The sequence below is a fragment of the Kocuria sp. LHG3120 genome (assembly GCF_049897445.1).
Lineage (GTDB): Bacteria > Actinomycetota > Actinomycetes > Actinomycetales > Micrococcaceae > Kocuria > Kocuria rosea.
In genome coordinates, this window is sequence record NZ_JAFCWG010000001.1 from 419,526 (window position 1) to 434,792 (window position 15,267).

The following is a 15,267-nucleotide window of genomic DNA, read 5'->3' on the forward strand; positions in this document are numbered from 1 at the left end:
ATCGGGCGGCCCGGCCGCACGGGCCGCCCCGGTCGCTCCGGTCGAGGCGGTCGAGGCGGTCGAGGCGGCCGTAGCCGTAGCCGTAGCCGTCGAAGCGGTTGCCCCGGTGGAGGCAGTGGCCTCAGTCGCCGAGGACGGCATGGCCGCGCACCTCCAGGGAGTCGGACGGACCGAACAGCGCCACCACGGGCAGGGGCGAGACCACCGTGATCTCCAGGGTCCGCAGCTCGCCCACCGCCGCGGTGGTCGCGACGACGTCCTGGGCGTACCGGGGGCCGAGGGCGCCGGTGACGATCCGGCGGGTCCGCTCGACCCCGTCCTCGGGCGAGCGGTCGGCCAGGGTGCCGTACCGGGCGCCCGCCGCGGCGGCGTCGATCAGCGTGTTGCGCACGTGCAGGGCCAGGGCCAGCTGCAGCGTGGCCGCGAAGATCATCGCCACGAGGCCGGCCACCATGACGTACTCGACCACCGCACTGCCCCGGTCCGTCTCCGGGGGCCCGGCGCCCGGCCGGGCGCGCTCCTCGTCCATCCTCAGTTCTGGCTCACGCGCGCCATCGCGTCCTGGAAGAGCCCCTCCAGGGCCGGCTGCGCCACCAGCAGCAGCCCGGCCACGAGCACCGCGGACATCAGGGTCAGCATCACCCAGCCGGGGACGTCCCCGCGGTCCGGATCATCGGCGGCGAGCCGCTCGCGCAGCGCGGCGAGGGCCAGGGCGAGGACGCCGAGCAGGGCGGCGAGCCGGTGGAGGTGTGTCATGGGGTGTGTCCTTTCCTGGAGGGCTGCCGGTCCCCGGCCGCCCGGATGAGAGGTCAGAAGCCGAGCTCCAGCACGGCGATCCCGGGGAACACGGCGAACACGACCGTCAGCGGCAGCACGCAGAACACGAGGGGCACCATCATGGCGATCTCCTTGCGCCCGGCGGCCTCCATCAGCTCGCGCTTGTCGTTGTCCCGCACGTCCTGGGCCTGGGCCCGGAGCACGTCCGCCAGGGGCGTGCCGCGCTCGATGGCCACGACGATGCCGTCCACGAACCGCCCGATGGGCGCCACCGGGGTGCGCGCGGAGAAGTCCTGGAGGGCGTGCACGAGTCCGGCGCCGGACCGGGTCTGTGCGAGCACCGCGCGGAACTCCGCCGTGAGCTCTCCCTCGGCGACCCGGCACACCCGCTCGAGCGAACCCACCGCGCTCTCCCCTGCGCCCACCGACAGCGCCATCAGCTCGGCGACGGCGGGGAACTCGGCCAGCATCCGGGCCTCGCGGAGCCGGATCCGCCGGCTCAGCAGGTGCCCGCGCAGCAGGTGCCCGGCGGCCGTGGCCGCGCCCACGGCCAGCAGCACCCCGCCGGGGCCCGTGCCCCAGCGCGCCTCGGCGGCCACACCGAGCAGGACGCCCAGCAGCAGGCCCCCCGTCGCGCACAGGAGCTGCTCGGCGCGGAAGTCCGCCGCCGTGGTGCTGACGCCCGCCCGGACCAGGCGTCCCTCCAGGGCCGCCGAAGGGGCGGCGTGCCGGAACACGCGGTGGGCCAGCCCGCGCACGACCGGGTCCAGCCCCGCTGCGGCCCGGCCGGGTGTCCGGGCGGAGCGGCGCCCGGGGCGGGCGAGCAGCGCCGACTCGACCTCCACGGAGCGCAGCTGCGGGGCGATCCGGGTCGCGAAGGACGGCCGGCCGGTGACCCGGGCACCGGTGAGCACCAGCCACAGCCCGGCGGCGTGCACCAGGCCGAGGAGCACCAGCAGGGCGGGGGAAGCACTCACCGCAGCACCCGCTCGGGCTCGGGCAGCGCCCCGATCCGCAGCATGAGGCGGTAGGCGATCGTGGAGACGAGCAGCCCGCCGATCAGCACCAGGGCGCCGGCCGGGGTGTCGTAGGCCCGGATCGCGGCGGGCTGGGTGGCCATCAGCGCCAGCACGATCCACGGTGCGGCCACCGCCAGCCGGGCGGCGTTGACCGTCCAGGACTGCCGGGCCTCCAGCTCTCCGCGGGTGCGGGTGTTCTCCCGCAGGAACTCGGACAGCGTGCCGAGCAGCCGGCCGAGGTCGGTCCCGCCCACCTCCCGGGTCACCCGCAGGGCCTCCACGATGTTGTCGGCCACGGGGTCGGCCAGCCGGTCCTTGAGCAGGGTGAGCGCGCCCTGCAGCTGCCCCGAGGCGCGGTAGTCGGCGGCGAACCGGGCGAAGGCCGGGCGCACCGGCTCGGGTCCGCGGTACTGCAGCTGGATCAGCGCCTCAGGCAGGGACATCCCGGCCCGGATCGCCGAGCGCAGGTGGTCGACCACGTCGGGCCACACCTCGCGCAGGGCGGCCGCCCGGCGCCGGGCCCGGTGCTGGACCACCGCCAGGGGAACCCATCCGCCCAGGACGGCGGCGCACAGGCCGAGGACCGCCGCGCCGGTGACCGCGGCGACGAGCAGTCCGCTCAGCGTCCCGGCCGCGGCGCAGGCCGCCAGCAGTCCCGCCGGACCGACCCGGGCCAGGTCCGCGCGCAGCAGCAGCTCGCGCAGCCGGCCGGGCCGGCGCGGGCCGGCCGCGCGCGGCGCCTCCTCGGCCCAGCAGGACCACCAGAGCAGGAACACGCCCGCCCCCAGCAGCACGCCCAGCGCCGCGCTCACCGCGCTGCTCCGGTCGGGCCGTCGTCCGCCAGCAGCTCGCTCACCCGGTGCCCGGCCCGCTCGAACTTCCACGCCGCCGGCGCCTCGGCGGCCACTGCCAGCAGGGCGCCGTCCGTCTCGGCGAAGACCGGGTACGTCTCGATCACGCCGTTCTCGACCCGGTTGCCGATCGCGAGGATCTCGCTCACCCGGCGGCGGCCGTGCCGGTCCCGGTGGCAGTGCACCACGAGGTCGAAGCACGAGGCCACCGTGGGCACCACGAACCCGGAGCTGATGTTCTCCCCCGCCAGCAGCGGCAGGGTGCAGATCTTGGTCACGGCGTCCCGGGCGGAGTTGGCGTGCAGGCTGCACATCCCCGGGAGTCCGCTGTTGAGCGCGATGAGCATGTCCAGGCTCTCCGCCTCCCGGACCTCCCCGACCACGAGCCGGTCCGGGCGCATCCGCAGCGCCTCCTTGACGAGCCGGCGCAGGGGGATCTCGCCCGTGCCCTCGAGATTGGGCTGCCGGCACTGCATCCCCACGACGTCGCGCAGCGGGACCTGCAGCTCGAAGATCTCCTCGACCGTCACCACCCGCTCCCGAGGGCCGATCGAGGCGCACAGACAGTTCAGCAGCGTAGTCTTGCCCACTTGACGCTAATCTACCCCCATGACCAAGACGCGCAGCGCTGTGGCGATCTACGCCCGCATCTCCCAGGACCGGACCGGCGAAGAGCTGGGGGTGAAGCGCCAGCTAGCGGATTGCCGGGCTGAGGCCGAGCGGCGCGGCTGGGTCGTGGCGCAGGAGTACGTGGACGACGACATCAGCGCCTACTCGGGCAAGACGCGCCCGGAGTACGAGCGGATGCTGCGCGACATGGAAGAGGGCCACCGAGACGGGGTGATCGTGTGGCACATGGACCGGCTGCACCGCCGCCCTGTGGAGCTGGAACGCTTCGTGGAGGTCTGTACCCGCGCCAGAGTGCGAGACGTGGTGACGCTGTCCGGGGACGTGGACCTGGTCAACGGCGACGGGCTGCTCATGGCCCGCCTGCTGGCGGCGGTGGCGGCGAACGAGTCCGACGCCAAGCGCCGTCGCGGGGCACGCAAGGCCCTGGAGATCGCCGAGGACGGCAAGCCCATGATGGGCGGGCCGCGCCCATTCGGATTCCTGGACGACCGCGTGACACACCATCCGGCCGAGGCGCCGGTGATCCGTGAGCTGGCCCGCCGCGCCCTGAGCGGGGAGACGCTGATCTCCCTGGCGACCTGGTTGCAGGACCAGGAAGTCACCACCTCCCAGGGCAAGGAGTGGCGCACGAACACGCTGCGGACGATGCTGACCAATCCGCGCATGTGGGGCATGCGGGTGCATCAGGGAAAAATCATCGGTAAGGCCATATGGGAGCCGATCATCACGGAGGATGAGGGAGAGCGATTGCGCCGGAAGCTACTGGACCCCGCGCGCCGGACCAACCGCAGCGCCCGCCGCTACGCGCTGAGCGGGATGCTGGTGTGCGGCAAGTGCGGCAACCGCCTGTACTCCCACCCGCGCGGGCAGTACCGCCGATATGCCTGCCTGAAAGGCCCGGACACGGGCGGTTGCGGCGGCATCTTCATCTACGCCGAGAAGCTGGAAGAATTCGTCGCCGAGGCCGTGCTGTACCGGCTGGACTCCCCCGAGCTGCACCAGGCACTCACCGAGGACACCTCCACCCCTGAACAGGTCCGCGCGTTGCGCGAGGCCATTGAGGCCGACACGACCCGGCTGGATGAACTCATGGAGATGTGGGCTGACGGGGACCTGACCCGCAAGCAGTTCAAGGATGGGCAGGACCGGCTGACTCGTCGCCTGGAGGAGAACACCCGGGAGCTGTCTCGGCTAACCCATCCGGCCGATGCTGCCGAGTACATCGGACACGGTGCCGAGCTGCGGGAGAAGTGGCAGACCCTGAACTTGTCCCAACAGGTCGCGATCATCAAGGCCGTCCTGCACAAGGCCACGATCATGCCCGCCACCAAGACCGGGGGACACGGATTGGACCCGTCCCGAGTCGTGCCCGAGTGGCGGCTGTAGGGGCCGGGGCGGGGCGGTTGCGTGCTCGGCGCCGGGGCGCCGTGCGCGCGCTACCGCTCCGCCCCTGCCCCCAACAGGGCACCAATCTGGCGCAGCGCGGCCGGATCGCTGACCTTCTCCGGCACTCCCTGGGCTTCACAGGAGGCACGCACCCACGCGGCGAGCACCTCAGGATCGACCCGGTTCACCGTTCACCGTCCCACTGCACCCAGATGGCCGGCGCGCCCGCCCACTGCTCCACCTCATCGGAGTTCCACCGCACCGCCGGCGCAGCCCCGAATACTGCCGAGGCTTGCTCAATGACGGACTCGGAGGTCGGCCCGAAGAACGGCATCATCTTCGGCTGGAAGCCCTGGGCCACCTCATAGCGGTGCATCCCGGGCACCCGGACCGTGGGATCGTCGAAGGTCTTGCCGACGTACTTGGACAGATAGCGGGACGCGATCCGCGCCTCCCCCAGCGCACCGGAGCCGATCGGCCCGCTCCCGAGGCGCTTGATGTGCACGAACCCACGCCCCCAAATGGCTTTGAGGCGAGGTTGTGCCACATAGCGGCCAATGGCGAAGTGGACGTGGAAGTGCACCCCGTCCTTGTGCAGCTCGGGCACCCAGACATAGGGCAAGGGGTCACCGCCCAGCTCGGCCCGCAGGTCTCGGAAGAACAGCCCGACATGCGCGCGCAGCTCTCGGGGATCGCTGCAACGCGGTTCGCCGTAGGTCAGGGTGCCCAGCCGGTTGAGCCGGTTTGCCGCGCAGTAGCGGCGCAGCTTCGCCCGCGCCCGCCGCGCCGCTTCCTCGGCGGCTCGTTTGGGATCGCGCCCCTTCCCCGGGGCGACATAGGAGCGATCGGGCTGGTAGGAGGAGACGAAACAGCCTCCACCTTCCCCGGCATCGGGATACAGGGACAGGCGCCACCCCGCACGAGGGGCAGCCAAAGCAGAAGAGGACTCGACAGAAACGGACACAGCACCTCCACAGACGGACACCAACAAGGGACCGCCGAGGGCTGTCGATCAAGAGAACAGGTCAAGCAACCGGACAGCACTCAGCATCCGGTCTCGCTCCGGATGGGCAACTAACTGGGGTGAGCTGTCGGTCTTGGTTATCCCCTGTGGTGGTTAAGGTGCTGTGCCTACCGCATCCACCGGCCCCCGGGAGACAGGGGCCACCAACCGCACCAGGAACAGGGACTACCCTGCCACCTCATGCGATTGCATTAGTAATACCACACGTGCACGCATGTCGTCTCGCCTACCTGCCCCGCCGTGGTCAAGTCGGTGCCCCGTGTCGCCGTCCCGGCTGCCGCGGGACCGTTCGTCCTCGCCCGCGGGGCGGGCTGCGGGCGCTGCGTCCCTTGCCCACGGGGCTCCGGCCTCGCCTCACAGCCCCACCAGAACCCCCGCGAGTTACGTTGCTAGTTCAAGTCAAGTGCGCGCCGCTACGCGCCGCGCCGCGCGCGATCCAACCATGCCAAACTCGGAACCATGCGAATTGCCAGGCGAAGGATCGTCCAGTTCAGAAGCTACCGAGAACACACGAGTCAACGGGTGGAGACCAACGACACCGTTATGGGTCTTCTTGCAGGCTCCAAGCTCGCTGCTCAGACGCTAAAGATAACGGAAGGTTCTCAACTTCAGTTGAGCAAAATATTCCCCCGTGTCGAACATATAGAAAGATTCAACCTGACAACTGACCACGCCCGCATCATCTTAGAAAATGCGGAAACACTATTGGGCACTATGGCAATACCCCAGATCTTGGCTCTCCACGAAGACATGATGATTGACATGCTACGGATGCTGGAGTTAGACAACCCATCCCGTGGAGATTTGTCCAAAGACGCAAAATCCGCCAACGTTCATGAACGCTTCATGGCCGCAACTGGCATCGAGTTCCAAGAAGATGTTCTCAAGCTTTTCCATCTCGTCCGACAGGCGCGCAATACTCATATTCACGAGGGACGCCGTGCGGACAGACGGCTCGTAAATGGCCTTAACAGCACCAAGCGCTCTGCATTGGAACTTTGGGCCATGATTACCAAGGAGGAATTCCCTAGATATAAGGTCAACGATCTCGTCCGTCTGGGGCTGCCGGAGCTAATTGGCATTCTGGCACTTACAAAAGTTTTGGCTGAGGAGGCCAACGAAGCTCTTCAATCAAGCATTTCGCACCAGACTTGGGCTGACACAATTGTTGCGGACTGGAAGGTCGATAAACGGCCAGGAAATCCCGACCAGCAGTTTAGGCAAATCACAGGACTGACCCGTCGAGAGTACAGCGTGTTAGAGATTCCTGAAGAAGAATTACGGGACGCTATGGTACGTGCGGGATTAAAGTAAAAAATGGGAGGGACTGACCTAAAGAGTCAGTCCCTCCCTACAAAGCGGGGGGCTCTGCCGATTGAGCTACGTCCCGACTGAGCCCGTGGACTCAGTGGGGCCGCCAGGAGTCGAACCTGGACCTACCCGTTCCGCGAAACGTCCGGTCACGAACCGGGAGTGGCCATAAACCATACGTTTCCTAACGCCTATCATCAGGCGCCATAACCGTAGCACACAGCGGCTCACCCTGGAAGTGCTGGCCATACATAAGACGAGTTAGCGTCGGCTTCGTTTGGCGACCCTCTTCCCGCTACGCGCTTCGATTCAGAGAGGACGCGTGTGCCATCTTCGCGACTCGCGCAAGCTCTCGGCGCCATCGCATGCTGTTGGCGCCGCGCGTCTTGGTTGCATGGCAGTTGGGACAGAGCGCAACCATGTTTATGGGGTGGTCATCTCCTCCAAGCGCCAGGTCTATCACGTGGTCTACATCCAGGATTGGCTCACCCCGACGATTAAGTTCGGCTGGCATGCCCGTGCATCGATCGCTCTCGCAGACTCCACCGCAGCGCACGAGCACCGCTCTACGAGCCGCCGCACTGCGTACAAAGTCAGTTCGTACCACTCCCGTGGGACGCTTCTTCTGTCCTCGACTCTCTACACGGCCGACTAAGTCAGCATATGAAGCATTGGCATTTGCCTCAGGAACGTTAGGTTCGTCTTCCGACGTACCGGCTACGTCCCGCAGTGATGATTCAACGTCATCAGGCCATTCGCTCTGCTCAGGGTTGTGCACGGGGCGCAGGTGCCAGTCGATTTCGCTCCTCAACTGCCCATCCTTGCCAACGCCAGGTGTCCAGCTTCGACCGAGGACCGCCGCCCATGTGAGGAACGTGAAATCGCCACCTTGAGGACGATACCAAAATCGAGCGGCTGTCTTGGTCTTCCAAGCATCCTCAAGGCGTGCGTTTCCGCCAAACTCCACTCGTTGATTCCCATTTAGTCCTTGACCGCGGTACCCAAAAGTTTCCGTGAGAGTCGGTGGATCGTCCGCATATGGGCCTTTAGCGTCCGAAAACATGTTGACCACACGTTCGCCAGGGAAATATATAATCCCCCCAACCTTATCTCCGCCGTATGCCTCGGAGATGGCAGTCCGATTGGCGTACTCGTCTCCGAGTCGCGGCGGCAGCAGCTGGACGCGCGTACCCACACGAAACCCGAGACGTTCTAGGACAGGAACAGCACCCGCCCGACCGCCGGAAAAATCCTTCCACGTCAAAGGTCCTCGTTCAGGGTATTGGAATCCGTAGGCAGCAGCAACAACGGGTTTCGTGTCGATAAGTGTATCGCCGTCTAGCAAGAAATACTCGGTACTTGCACTGAACCCATACTTTGTAAGGAAATCATCACGACCCAATTGCCGGAACTCCGCGATGGCGGTGGAGACGGCACCACGGTCCGAGATATCGGTAAGTTTCGCCAAGTTTCCCTCTTCCAGCATTCCAATTATTGGAGACGGGCCGACCAATTCGGAACAGCTCATGGTGTTCATGTCCGGGACCCCAGGAGCGCACGGAGCTTCAAGTCCCACTCTATTAGCGCACTTACACTCTAGGCCCAAAGGCAAGCCAAATGCACACAGCTAAATCGCGCCGGGCAACGCCTAGGCTTGCGCGTCTGGAACGATCACGAGGCAGAGTCTTGACGTCTTGTGGGATTGTCGTAGCGAGTGACTTGGACATTCCTCGATCAGCCCTGGGCTCGTGCCTTCTTCCACGGTGGGGTCTGCACACCGACCTTGGACGTGAGATGCCAGCATCGGCACGAGTTGCAGAAATACGCGCCCCTGGGCCCAACGAGGCCGCGTTTCGCATAGCTGCGGGCTATCGCTCGCATGGAGATCACGGCGGTCCGACGGCTGGCATAGGGCATTTTTGAGCATTCCGACATGTCGATCTTCCTCGACTTGTCGCACTCGGCGGGCTCATATCCTGCCCGGTGCGCGGTTCACGCCTCAAAGCGATCGACCACGAAGGAACCTGAGGGTTCCGATTGCTAACCACCATAGCCAAACAAACGCGTACATGCCGCCGGCTACTGATTACTACGAGGCACGGGCCATCAGACGGTGTCTTGGGGACTAGCGGGGTTGCCCGCCTGCGTGGCGCCGGAGACGAGGATGTTGAGCCCGCTGGCCACGGCCGCGTCGAGGAAGCGCGCGGCGCGCGGCGGCAGCGCGCCCAGCTCCACGAGGTCGTCCAGGCGCCGGGCCCGGGCCACGAACTTGCGGATGTTCACGGCCCAGTGCCGGCGCGTCACGTCCGGGATCACCACGTGCAGCCGGGACCCGTCCGGCAGCGCCGCGTCCACGAACGGGGAGGACAGGTCCAGGCGCCGGCCCGAGGACTTGAGCATCCGCTCCACCAGGTTGCGGATCTGGGCCTCGGTCAGCACGAGGCTCGTCAGCTCGGACTCCCCGCCGCGGGCGGCGTAGACCTCCGCGGGGCCGTTGATCCAGATCTCCTCGATCCGCGGGTCGTCGAGCAGCGGCTGCAGCGGGCCGAACCCGGCGACCAGGTCCAGCAGCACCCGCCGGGCGGCGTCCAGGTCCGCCAGGGCCGGCAGCACCCCGCGCGCCGAGCGCTGGTCGTAGTCGCGCACCGCGGCGTCCACCAGCTCCCGGGTCCGCTCCAGCTCGAGCACCGGGTCCAGCCCCCGGCGCCGGATCAGCTCCCGCACCTCGGCCTCGACCAGCCCGAGCGCGTCCTCGGAGAGCAGTGCCGTCATCCGTCCCCCTGTGCGTTCCCCGGCGCGGGATCCGCGCCGGCGGCGCTCCCCCCGGAGCGCATGCACAGGAACATAGGCCGATCCCATGTCGTCCCCACAACCCCCGTGCGGGCTCCTGTGGACAGCCGTCGCTGACCTGCAACGTTGTTCCCGTCCGGAAACACATGAAGTGTCACAGGATGCGGGCGCATGAAACCAGGTCGGCGAGGGCGACGTCCGGAGAGGGCGTGCAGGCCGGGCCGCCTGGCCGTAGGGTGGCGGGCGAACACGCTCCCCACCGGGCGTCCCCGTCACGGCACCGCCCGTGCCGCACGCGCTGCCCCCGATCGCAAGGACCGCCGTGACCCATGTGACCACCGAGCAGGATGGCACACGCCCCGCCGTCGCCGCTCGTCTCCGGGCGCTGCTCCGCGCGGGCGTCCCCTTCGCCGGGAACCTGCTCACGAGCGCGGCCGGAGCGGCCCTCGGCCGGCACCTGGTGGCCCCGTCGCCGATCCCGAGGGCAGCCGTGCCCCGGGACTGGCCGGCCGTCTTCGCGCACCGGGGCGGCGCCGAGGTCGCCCCGGAGAACACCCTCGAGGCGTTCCGGGCCGCCGCGGCCCTCGGGGACGTGGTGCTGGAGCTCGACGTGCAGGCCTCCGCCGACGGCACGGCCGTGCTGATGCACGACCTCACGGTAGACCGCACCACGGACGGGACCGGCGCCGTCGCGCTGATGTCCACCGCGGAGCTCCAGCGCCTGGACGCCGGGCACGCGTTCACCCTCGACGGCGGACCTTCCCGTGGCGGGGGCGCGGGGTGCACGTCCCCACGCTCGCGGAGGTCTACGAGGCGTTCCCCGAGCACCCCGTGGCGATCGAGCTCAAGGGCAACCGTCCCGGCGCCGAGGAGATCGTCTGGCGGGCCGTCCGGGCGGCGGGTGCCCAGGAGCGCACGCTCGTCGCGACGAACCGCACGGCCTCGATCCAGCGGTTCCGCCAGGTCTCGGGCGGGGCGGTGCCCACGGCGGCCTCCCCCACGGAGTTCGCGGCCTTCCGGCTGCTGTGCCTGCTGGGCCGGCACCAGCACCACACGCTCCCGTTCCAGGGCCTGCAGCCGCCGGACTCGCTCCTGGGCCTGCGCGTGCTCACGCCCGCACTCGTGCGCAGCGCCCAGCAGGCGGGTCTGCGGGTGGACGTCTGGACCATCGACCGGGAGGACGACATGCGCCGCCTGCTGGGGTGGGGGGTGGACGGCGTCATGACGGACCGGCCGGACCTGCTGTCCCGGGTGCTCCGGGAGGCCTGACCTGCGCCGGGGCCGGTCAGGCCGCGGGGCGCTGCGCCGGGGAGGTCTCGGCGAAGTCCTGCACCGAGGCGCGCTGGGCGTGCTCCGGAGCCGGGGCCCAGGGCCGCTCCGCCTCGGCGACGGCGATGTGCCGGGCCAGCCGGGTCACGTTGACCTCCTGCTGGCGGTTGCGCAGCGCGGAGGTGGCCTGGGTGATCATGAAGATCACCACGAAGCCGTACAGGACGAGGTCGGTGCCGCGTCCGATCCCGAAGAAGTGGGCCACGCCCGTGAGCAGGTCGGGGAAGAAGATGGACAGCGCCGCGAAGACGAAGAAGGCCAGGCCCACCACGCGGCGGATCGCCTGGTGCTTCGCGTTGGCCCCGCCGCGGATCAGGGCGAGCGCGCCGTAGCCCACGGCCAGGACCAGCAGGATCTGGACGGCGTAGATCATCGGACGGCTCTTCCCTTCGACGGTGCGGACTGGGTGCGGACTACTTGACGAACAGCTCGGCGAGGATGTTCACGCCGTTGAGCAGCGACTGCCCCTTGGACTTCGAGTAGTCCGTGTAGATGATCTCGACCGGGTGCTCGACCCAGCGGGGCCGGATGTCGGCCAGCTGGTCGACGATCTCCGAGGCGTGCGCCATCCGGTTCTGGGTCAGCCGGATCCGGGACAGGGTGCCCCGGTCGATGGCGCGCAGCCCGTTGTGGGCATCGGAGAGGTCCATGCCGGTGGACAGCTTCGAGAAGAACGCGGCGGTGCGCAGCACGACCCGCTTGAGCGGGGAGATCCGGGTGCGCCCGTCGAGGAAGCGGGAGCCCAGCACGACCTCGGCCTCGCCCGAGCGGATCCGCTCGACCATGTCCCACGCGTCGGTCACGCGGTGCTGGCCGTCGGAGTCGAAGGTGACCACGCAGTCCATCCCGGGGTCCTGCAGGGCGTACTCGAAACCGGTCTGCAGCGCCGCTCCCTGCCCCAGGTTGATGGGGTGCTGGACGACGACGGCGCCGGCCTCGGCGCAGATCCGGGCCGAGTCGTCGGAAGATCCGTCGTCGACGCAGACGACGTGCGGGAAGGTCTTCCGGAGCTCCTTCAGCACCTCTCCCACGACGGCCGCCTCGTTGTACACGGGCATGACGATCCACGAACGACTCACCCGGACATTCTCGCACAGCTCGCCGGACCCGCCCGTCAGGTCGGCGGCCGGACCCGGGCAGACCGCTATGATCGACCCGACCCTTCCCCCCACCGTGAGGACAAGACCGTGCCCGCTGCCAGGCAGAGCCCCGCAGGACCGACGTGCTGACGGACTGGGGACCCCATCTGCCGGCGTTCCTGGTCCTGCTGGCGTTCCTGTGGCTGCCGGGGCTGGCGCTGCTGTGGGCCTTCGGGCAGCGCGGGGGCCGGATCCTGCTGACGGCACCGGTCTTCAGCGTCGCCGTCGTCGGGCTCACGGGCGTGGTCCTGGACCTGGCGGGCATCCCCTACGGCGCGCTCACCCAGGTGGCCGCCGCGGTGGTGCTGGCGGTGCTGGCGTGGCTGGTCGGCCGGCTCCTCCCCCGGGGCGGCCACGTGCCCGGCTCGCACGGCGCCGGGGTGGACCCGGCCGGCCCGGCGGAGCGCTCCGGCGGCGCGGGCCGCTGGCTCTTCCCGGCGGGCGCGGCCGCCGGGCTGGCGATCGGGGCGGTGCTGCTGGTGCGCCGGATGGCGTCCGTGATTGGGCACCCGGAGGCGATGGCCCAGCGCTGGGACAACATCTTCCACCTCAACGCCATCCGCTACGTCGTCGAGACCGGCAACGGCTCGACCCTGACCCTGAACCGGATGGTCAGCCCGGAGAGCACCATCGCGCTGTACCCCGCGGCGTGGCACCAGCTGGCGTCCCTCGCGGTGCCCCTGGCCGGGGACAGCGTGCTCGTGGCCCACAACCTGACGCTGCTCGCTGTGGGCGGGCTCGTCTGGCCCGCCTCGTGCATCTTCCTGGTCCGCTGCCTCGTCGGCCCGTCCCCCGTGGCGGCCGTGGTCGCCGGCACGGCCGCCGCCGGGTTCAGCGTCTTCCCGCTGGGCCTGATGGCCTGGGGGCCGCTCTTCCCCAACCTCCTCGCCCTGGCGCTCGCCCCCGTGTCCCTCGGCCTGCTCGTACGGCTGCTCGGCCCCGGGGTGAGCGCGGACCGGACGGCGCGCACCCCGGACACGGCCGGACGGGTCCGGCTGGCCGCCAGCCTGGTGGTCACCCTCGGCGCGCTGTTCGTCTCCCAGCCCAACGCGTTCCTCGCCCTGCTCGTGGTCGCCGTCCCCCTGGCGGCCACGGCGTGGTGGCTCGGGCTGCGGGCGGCCGCGGGCGCCCGGCACCGTGGTCCCACCCTCGGGCTCGTGGCGGTCGCGGTCGTCGTGGTCACCACGTGGCTGCTCCTGTGGAACGTCCTGACCACGGACCGCGCGTGGGACCCCTTCACGTCCTTCGGCCGGGGCGTGGGCGAGGCCGTCATGTTCACGGCGAACGGCCGCGACGACGTCCCGTGGGTGCTCGTGGTGCTGACCGCGGCGGGGGTCTACGCCGCGATCAGCCGCCGCCGGCTGCGCTGGCTCGTGCTGGGGCACCTGTCGCTCGTGCTCCTGTACGCGGTCTCCGCCGGCGGGGAGGAGGGCCCGTGGCGGGAGTGGCTGACGGGAGGGTGGTACGTGGACTCCTACCGCCTGGCTGCGACCCTCCCGCTGACCGCGGTCCCCCTCGCCGCCCTCGGCACCGCGCACGTGGTGGAGGGCCTGGCGGCCGGCGCCACGGCGCTCGCCTCGTTCGCCGGCCGGCCCCGGGCCGCCCGCGCCGCCCTTCCCGTCGCGGCCGTCGTGGTGCTCGCCCTCGTGGTCCCCTACTCCCAGGTCGGGTCCCTGACCCAGGCCACGCGGTGGGGCAAGCAGTACTACGCGTGGGAGGGCGCCGAGAGCGTGCTGACCCGGGACGAGTACGAGCTCCTGGAGGACCTCGACGAGCTCACGGACCCCGAGGACGTCATCGCCGTCAACCCGTGGAACGGCGGCTCCCTGGCGTTCGCGGTCGGTGAGCGGCCCGTCACCCAGTACCACGTGGGGACGCCCGGCCCGGAGGTGCGGGAGATCGTGACGGGCATCGACGCCGCCGTCCCCGGCAGTCCCGCCTGCGAGGCCGCCGAGGAGCTCGACGTCCGCTACGTCCTGGACTTCGGGACCCAGTTCATCATCCCGGACGAGCCGTCCGCCCTCGCCTACACCGGGGTCAACGCCGTGGACCCGGCCGTGGACCTGAACCTGGTGCTGGTCGAGCGCAACGGGCAGGCCGCGCTCTATGAGATCGTCGGCTGCGACGGCGCCTGATCCTGCTGCGGCGGGACCCCCGTCCAGCGACGGACGACGGGCCGCCCGGTTCCTCGCGGAGCCGGGCGGCCCGTCGTCGTCCGCGGGGCGCGGGCAGGAAGGATCGTCAGCCGGCGTTCTCCGCGGCGCGGAACTGCTCGATCACCTCGTCGATGGGCCCGTCGCTGCGGACCCGGCCGTGCTCGATCCACACCCCGCGGTCGCAGACCTTGCGGACCACGTCGAAGTCGTGGCTGACGACGAGCAGCGTCTTGCCCTCCTCGGAGAGCTCCTTGACCCGGCCCAGGCTCTTGCGCTGGAAGGGCTCGTCGCCCACCGAGAGGATCTCGTCGATGATGAAGATGTCCGGGTCGGTGAACACCGCCACGGCGAAGGCCAGGCGCAGGTACATGCCGGACGAGTAGAACTTCACCTCGGTGTCGATGAACTGCTCGATCTCGGAGAACGCCACGATCTGGTCGAACTTCCGGTCGATGTCCTCCTTGGACATGCCGAGGATCGCGCCGTTGAGGTACACGTTGTCGCGGCCGGTGAGGTCGGGGTGGAAGCCGGCGCCGACCTCGATCAGCCCGGCCACGCGCCCGTTGACCACGAGCGAGCCCCCGTCGGGGCTCATCACGCCGGAGACCAGCTTGAGGAACGTGGACTTCCCGGAGCCGTTGAGTCCCACGAGCGCCACGCTCTCCCCCGGCCGGATGCTGAGGCTGAGGTCCTCGAGGGCGCGGAAGCGGTTGGAGATGTCCTGGCGCCGCCCCCGCGCGAGCCACATCACCGTCTCCTTGAGGGAACGGGCGTGGCGGAGCGAGAACTCCTTGGCCAGGTGCTCGGCCACCACGGCGGGCTCGGCCGGCGGGGTGGTGCGGTCGGTGCTCATCG

12 protein-coding genes and 4 pseudogenes are annotated in these 15,267 nt (G+C 69.4%); 5 read left to right on the forward strand and 11 right to left on the reverse strand.

Annotation, left to right across the window (positions count from 1 at the left end; all coding sequences use genetic code 11):
* Positions 1-121: 121 nt before the first annotated feature.
* From ACP7CD_RS01960 to ACP7CD_RS01980, 5 genes and pseudogenes are all read right to left on the reverse strand, one after another.
* On the reverse strand, positions 122-529 hold the full coding sequence (locus tag ACP7CD_RS01960) for a TadE/TadG family type IV pilus assembly protein (protein WP_426118647.1): 408 nt from the start codon (positions 527-529) through the stop codon (positions 122-124).
* A 2-nt stretch (positions 530-531) separates the two neighbouring features.
* On the reverse strand, positions 532-756 hold the full coding sequence (locus ACP7CD_RS01965) for a hypothetical protein (RefSeq protein WP_284563569.1): 225 nt from the start codon (positions 754-756) through the stop codon (positions 532-534).
* Positions 757-809: 53 nt separating this feature from the next.
* Positions 810-1,754, reverse strand: a complete 945-nt coding sequence (locus tag ACP7CD_RS01970; protein WP_133411275.1) for a type II secretion system F family protein — start codon at positions 1,752-1,754, stop codon at positions 810-812.
* Positions 1,751-2,608 carry a type II secretion system F family protein gene (locus ACP7CD_RS01975; RefSeq protein ID WP_426118650.1) on the reverse strand — a complete coding sequence of 286 codons (858 nt, stop codon included), beginning with the start codon at positions 2,606-2,608 and terminating at the stop codon, positions 1,751-1,753. The genes ACP7CD_RS01970 and ACP7CD_RS01975 overlap by 4 nt, the downstream gene beginning before the upstream one ends.
* A pseudogene (locus tag ACP7CD_RS01980) lies at positions 2,605-3,240 on the reverse strand (CpaF family protein); the annotation flags it as partial. The gene ACP7CD_RS01975 and the pseudogene ACP7CD_RS01980, both read right to left, overlap by 4 nt.
* Positions 3,241-3,256: 16 nt before the next feature.
* Between ACP7CD_RS01980 and ACP7CD_RS01985 the strand changes: the two are divergent.
* Positions 3,257-4,663: a recombinase family protein gene (locus ACP7CD_RS01985; protein WP_426118652.1), complete on the forward strand. Its 1,407-nt coding sequence runs from the start codon at positions 3,257-3,259 to the stop codon at positions 4,661-4,663.
* Positions 4,664-4,847: 184 nt separating this feature from the next.
* Here ACP7CD_RS01985 and ACP7CD_RS01990 read toward each other — a convergent pair whose 3' ends face one another.
* A complete protein-coding gene (locus ACP7CD_RS01990) occupies positions 4,848-5,627 on the reverse strand; it encodes a rolling circle replication-associated protein (protein WP_426118654.1) in 780 nt (259 codons plus the stop codon).
* Positions 5,628-6,209: 582 nt separating this feature from the next.
* Between ACP7CD_RS01990 and ACP7CD_RS01995 the strand changes: the two genes are divergently transcribed.
* Positions 6,210-7,001: a hypothetical protein gene (locus tag ACP7CD_RS01995; protein ID WP_426118656.1), complete on the forward strand. Its 792-nt coding sequence runs from the start codon at positions 6,210-6,212 to the stop codon at positions 6,999-7,001.
* Between the two features lie 292 nt (positions 7,002-7,293).
* Here ACP7CD_RS01995 and ACP7CD_RS02000 read toward each other — a convergent pair whose 3' ends face one another.
* Positions 7,294-8,535: an HNH endonuclease gene (locus ACP7CD_RS02000; RefSeq protein WP_426118658.1), complete on the reverse strand. Its 1,242-nt coding sequence runs from the start codon at positions 8,533-8,535 to the stop codon at positions 7,294-7,296.
* A 599-nt stretch (positions 8,536-9,134) separates the two neighbouring features.
* Positions 9,135-9,770: pseudogene (locus ACP7CD_RS02005) on the reverse strand (ATPase, T2SS/T4P/T4SS family); the annotation flags it as partial.
* A 508-nt stretch (positions 9,771-10,278) separates the two neighbouring features.
* Between ACP7CD_RS02005 and ACP7CD_RS02010 the strand changes: the two are divergent.
* Together ACP7CD_RS02010 and ACP7CD_RS02015 are read left to right on the forward strand one after the other, a co-directional pair.
* Positions 10,279-10,506, forward strand: a pseudogene (locus tag ACP7CD_RS02010) (glycerophosphodiester phosphodiesterase); the annotation flags it as partial.
* Positions 10,507-10,550: 44 nt separating this feature from the next.
* Positions 10,551-11,057, forward strand: a pseudogene (locus ACP7CD_RS02015) (glycerophosphodiester phosphodiesterase family protein); the annotation flags it as partial.
* 16 nt (positions 11,058-11,073) lie between these two features.
* On the opposite strand, the gene ACP7CD_RS02020 reads toward ACP7CD_RS02015, so the two are convergent.
* Both ACP7CD_RS02020 and ACP7CD_RS02025 read right to left on the reverse strand, forming a co-directional pair.
* Positions 11,074-11,490 (reverse strand): DUF2304 domain-containing protein, encoded by a 417-nt coding sequence (locus ACP7CD_RS02020; RefSeq protein ID WP_336649728.1) that lies wholly within the window; start codon positions 11,488-11,490, stop codon positions 11,074-11,076.
* A gap of 40 nt (positions 11,491-11,530) precedes the next feature.
* On the reverse strand, positions 11,531-12,175 hold the full coding sequence (locus ACP7CD_RS02025; protein WP_426118660.1) for a glycosyltransferase family 2 protein: 645 nt from the start codon (positions 12,173-12,175) through the stop codon (positions 11,531-11,533).
* Between the two features lie 164 nt (positions 12,176-12,339).
* Here ACP7CD_RS02025 and ACP7CD_RS02030 point away from each other — a divergent pair, with 164 nt between their 5' ends.
* A complete protein-coding gene (locus tag ACP7CD_RS02030) occupies positions 12,340-14,391 on the forward strand; it encodes a DUF6541 family protein (protein ID WP_426118662.1) in 2,052 nt (683 codons plus the stop codon).
* Between the two features lie 106 nt (positions 14,392-14,497).
* On the opposite strand, the gene ACP7CD_RS02035 is transcribed toward ACP7CD_RS02030, so the two are convergent.
* On the reverse strand, positions 14,498-15,265 hold the full coding sequence (locus ACP7CD_RS02035; RefSeq protein ID WP_133411281.1) for an ABC transporter ATP-binding protein: 768 nt from the start codon (positions 15,263-15,265) through the stop codon (positions 14,498-14,500).
* Between the last annotated feature and the right edge of the window lie 2 nt (positions 15,266-15,267).

Coding starts and splice junctions, on each gene's coding strand:
- ACP7CD_RS01960 (WP_426118647.1), bottom strand. CDS start 529: ATGGACGAGGAGCGCGCCCGGCCGGGCGCCGGGCCCCCGGAGACGGAC.
- ACP7CD_RS01965 (WP_284563569.1), bottom strand. CDS start 756: ATGACACACCTCCACCGGCTCGCCGCCCTGCTCGGCGTCCTCGCCCTG.
- ACP7CD_RS01985 (WP_426118652.1), top strand. CDS start 3,257: ATGACCAAGACGCGCAGCGCTGTGGCGATCTACGCCCGCATCTCCCAG.
- ACP7CD_RS02000 (WP_426118658.1), bottom strand. CDS start 8,535: ATGAACACCATGAGCTGTTCCGAATTGGTCGGCCCGTCTCCAATAATT.
- ACP7CD_RS02020 (WP_336649728.1), bottom strand. CDS start 11,490: ATGATCTACGCCGTCCAGATCCTGCTGGTCCTGGCCGTGGGCTACGGC.
- ACP7CD_RS02025 (WP_426118660.1), bottom strand. CDS start 12,175: ATGCCCGTGTACAACGAGGCGGCCGTCGTGGGAGAGGTGCTGAAGGAG.
- ACP7CD_RS02035 (WP_133411281.1), bottom strand. CDS start 15,265: ATGAGCACCGACCGCACCACCCCGCCGGCCGAGCCCGCCGTGGTGGCC.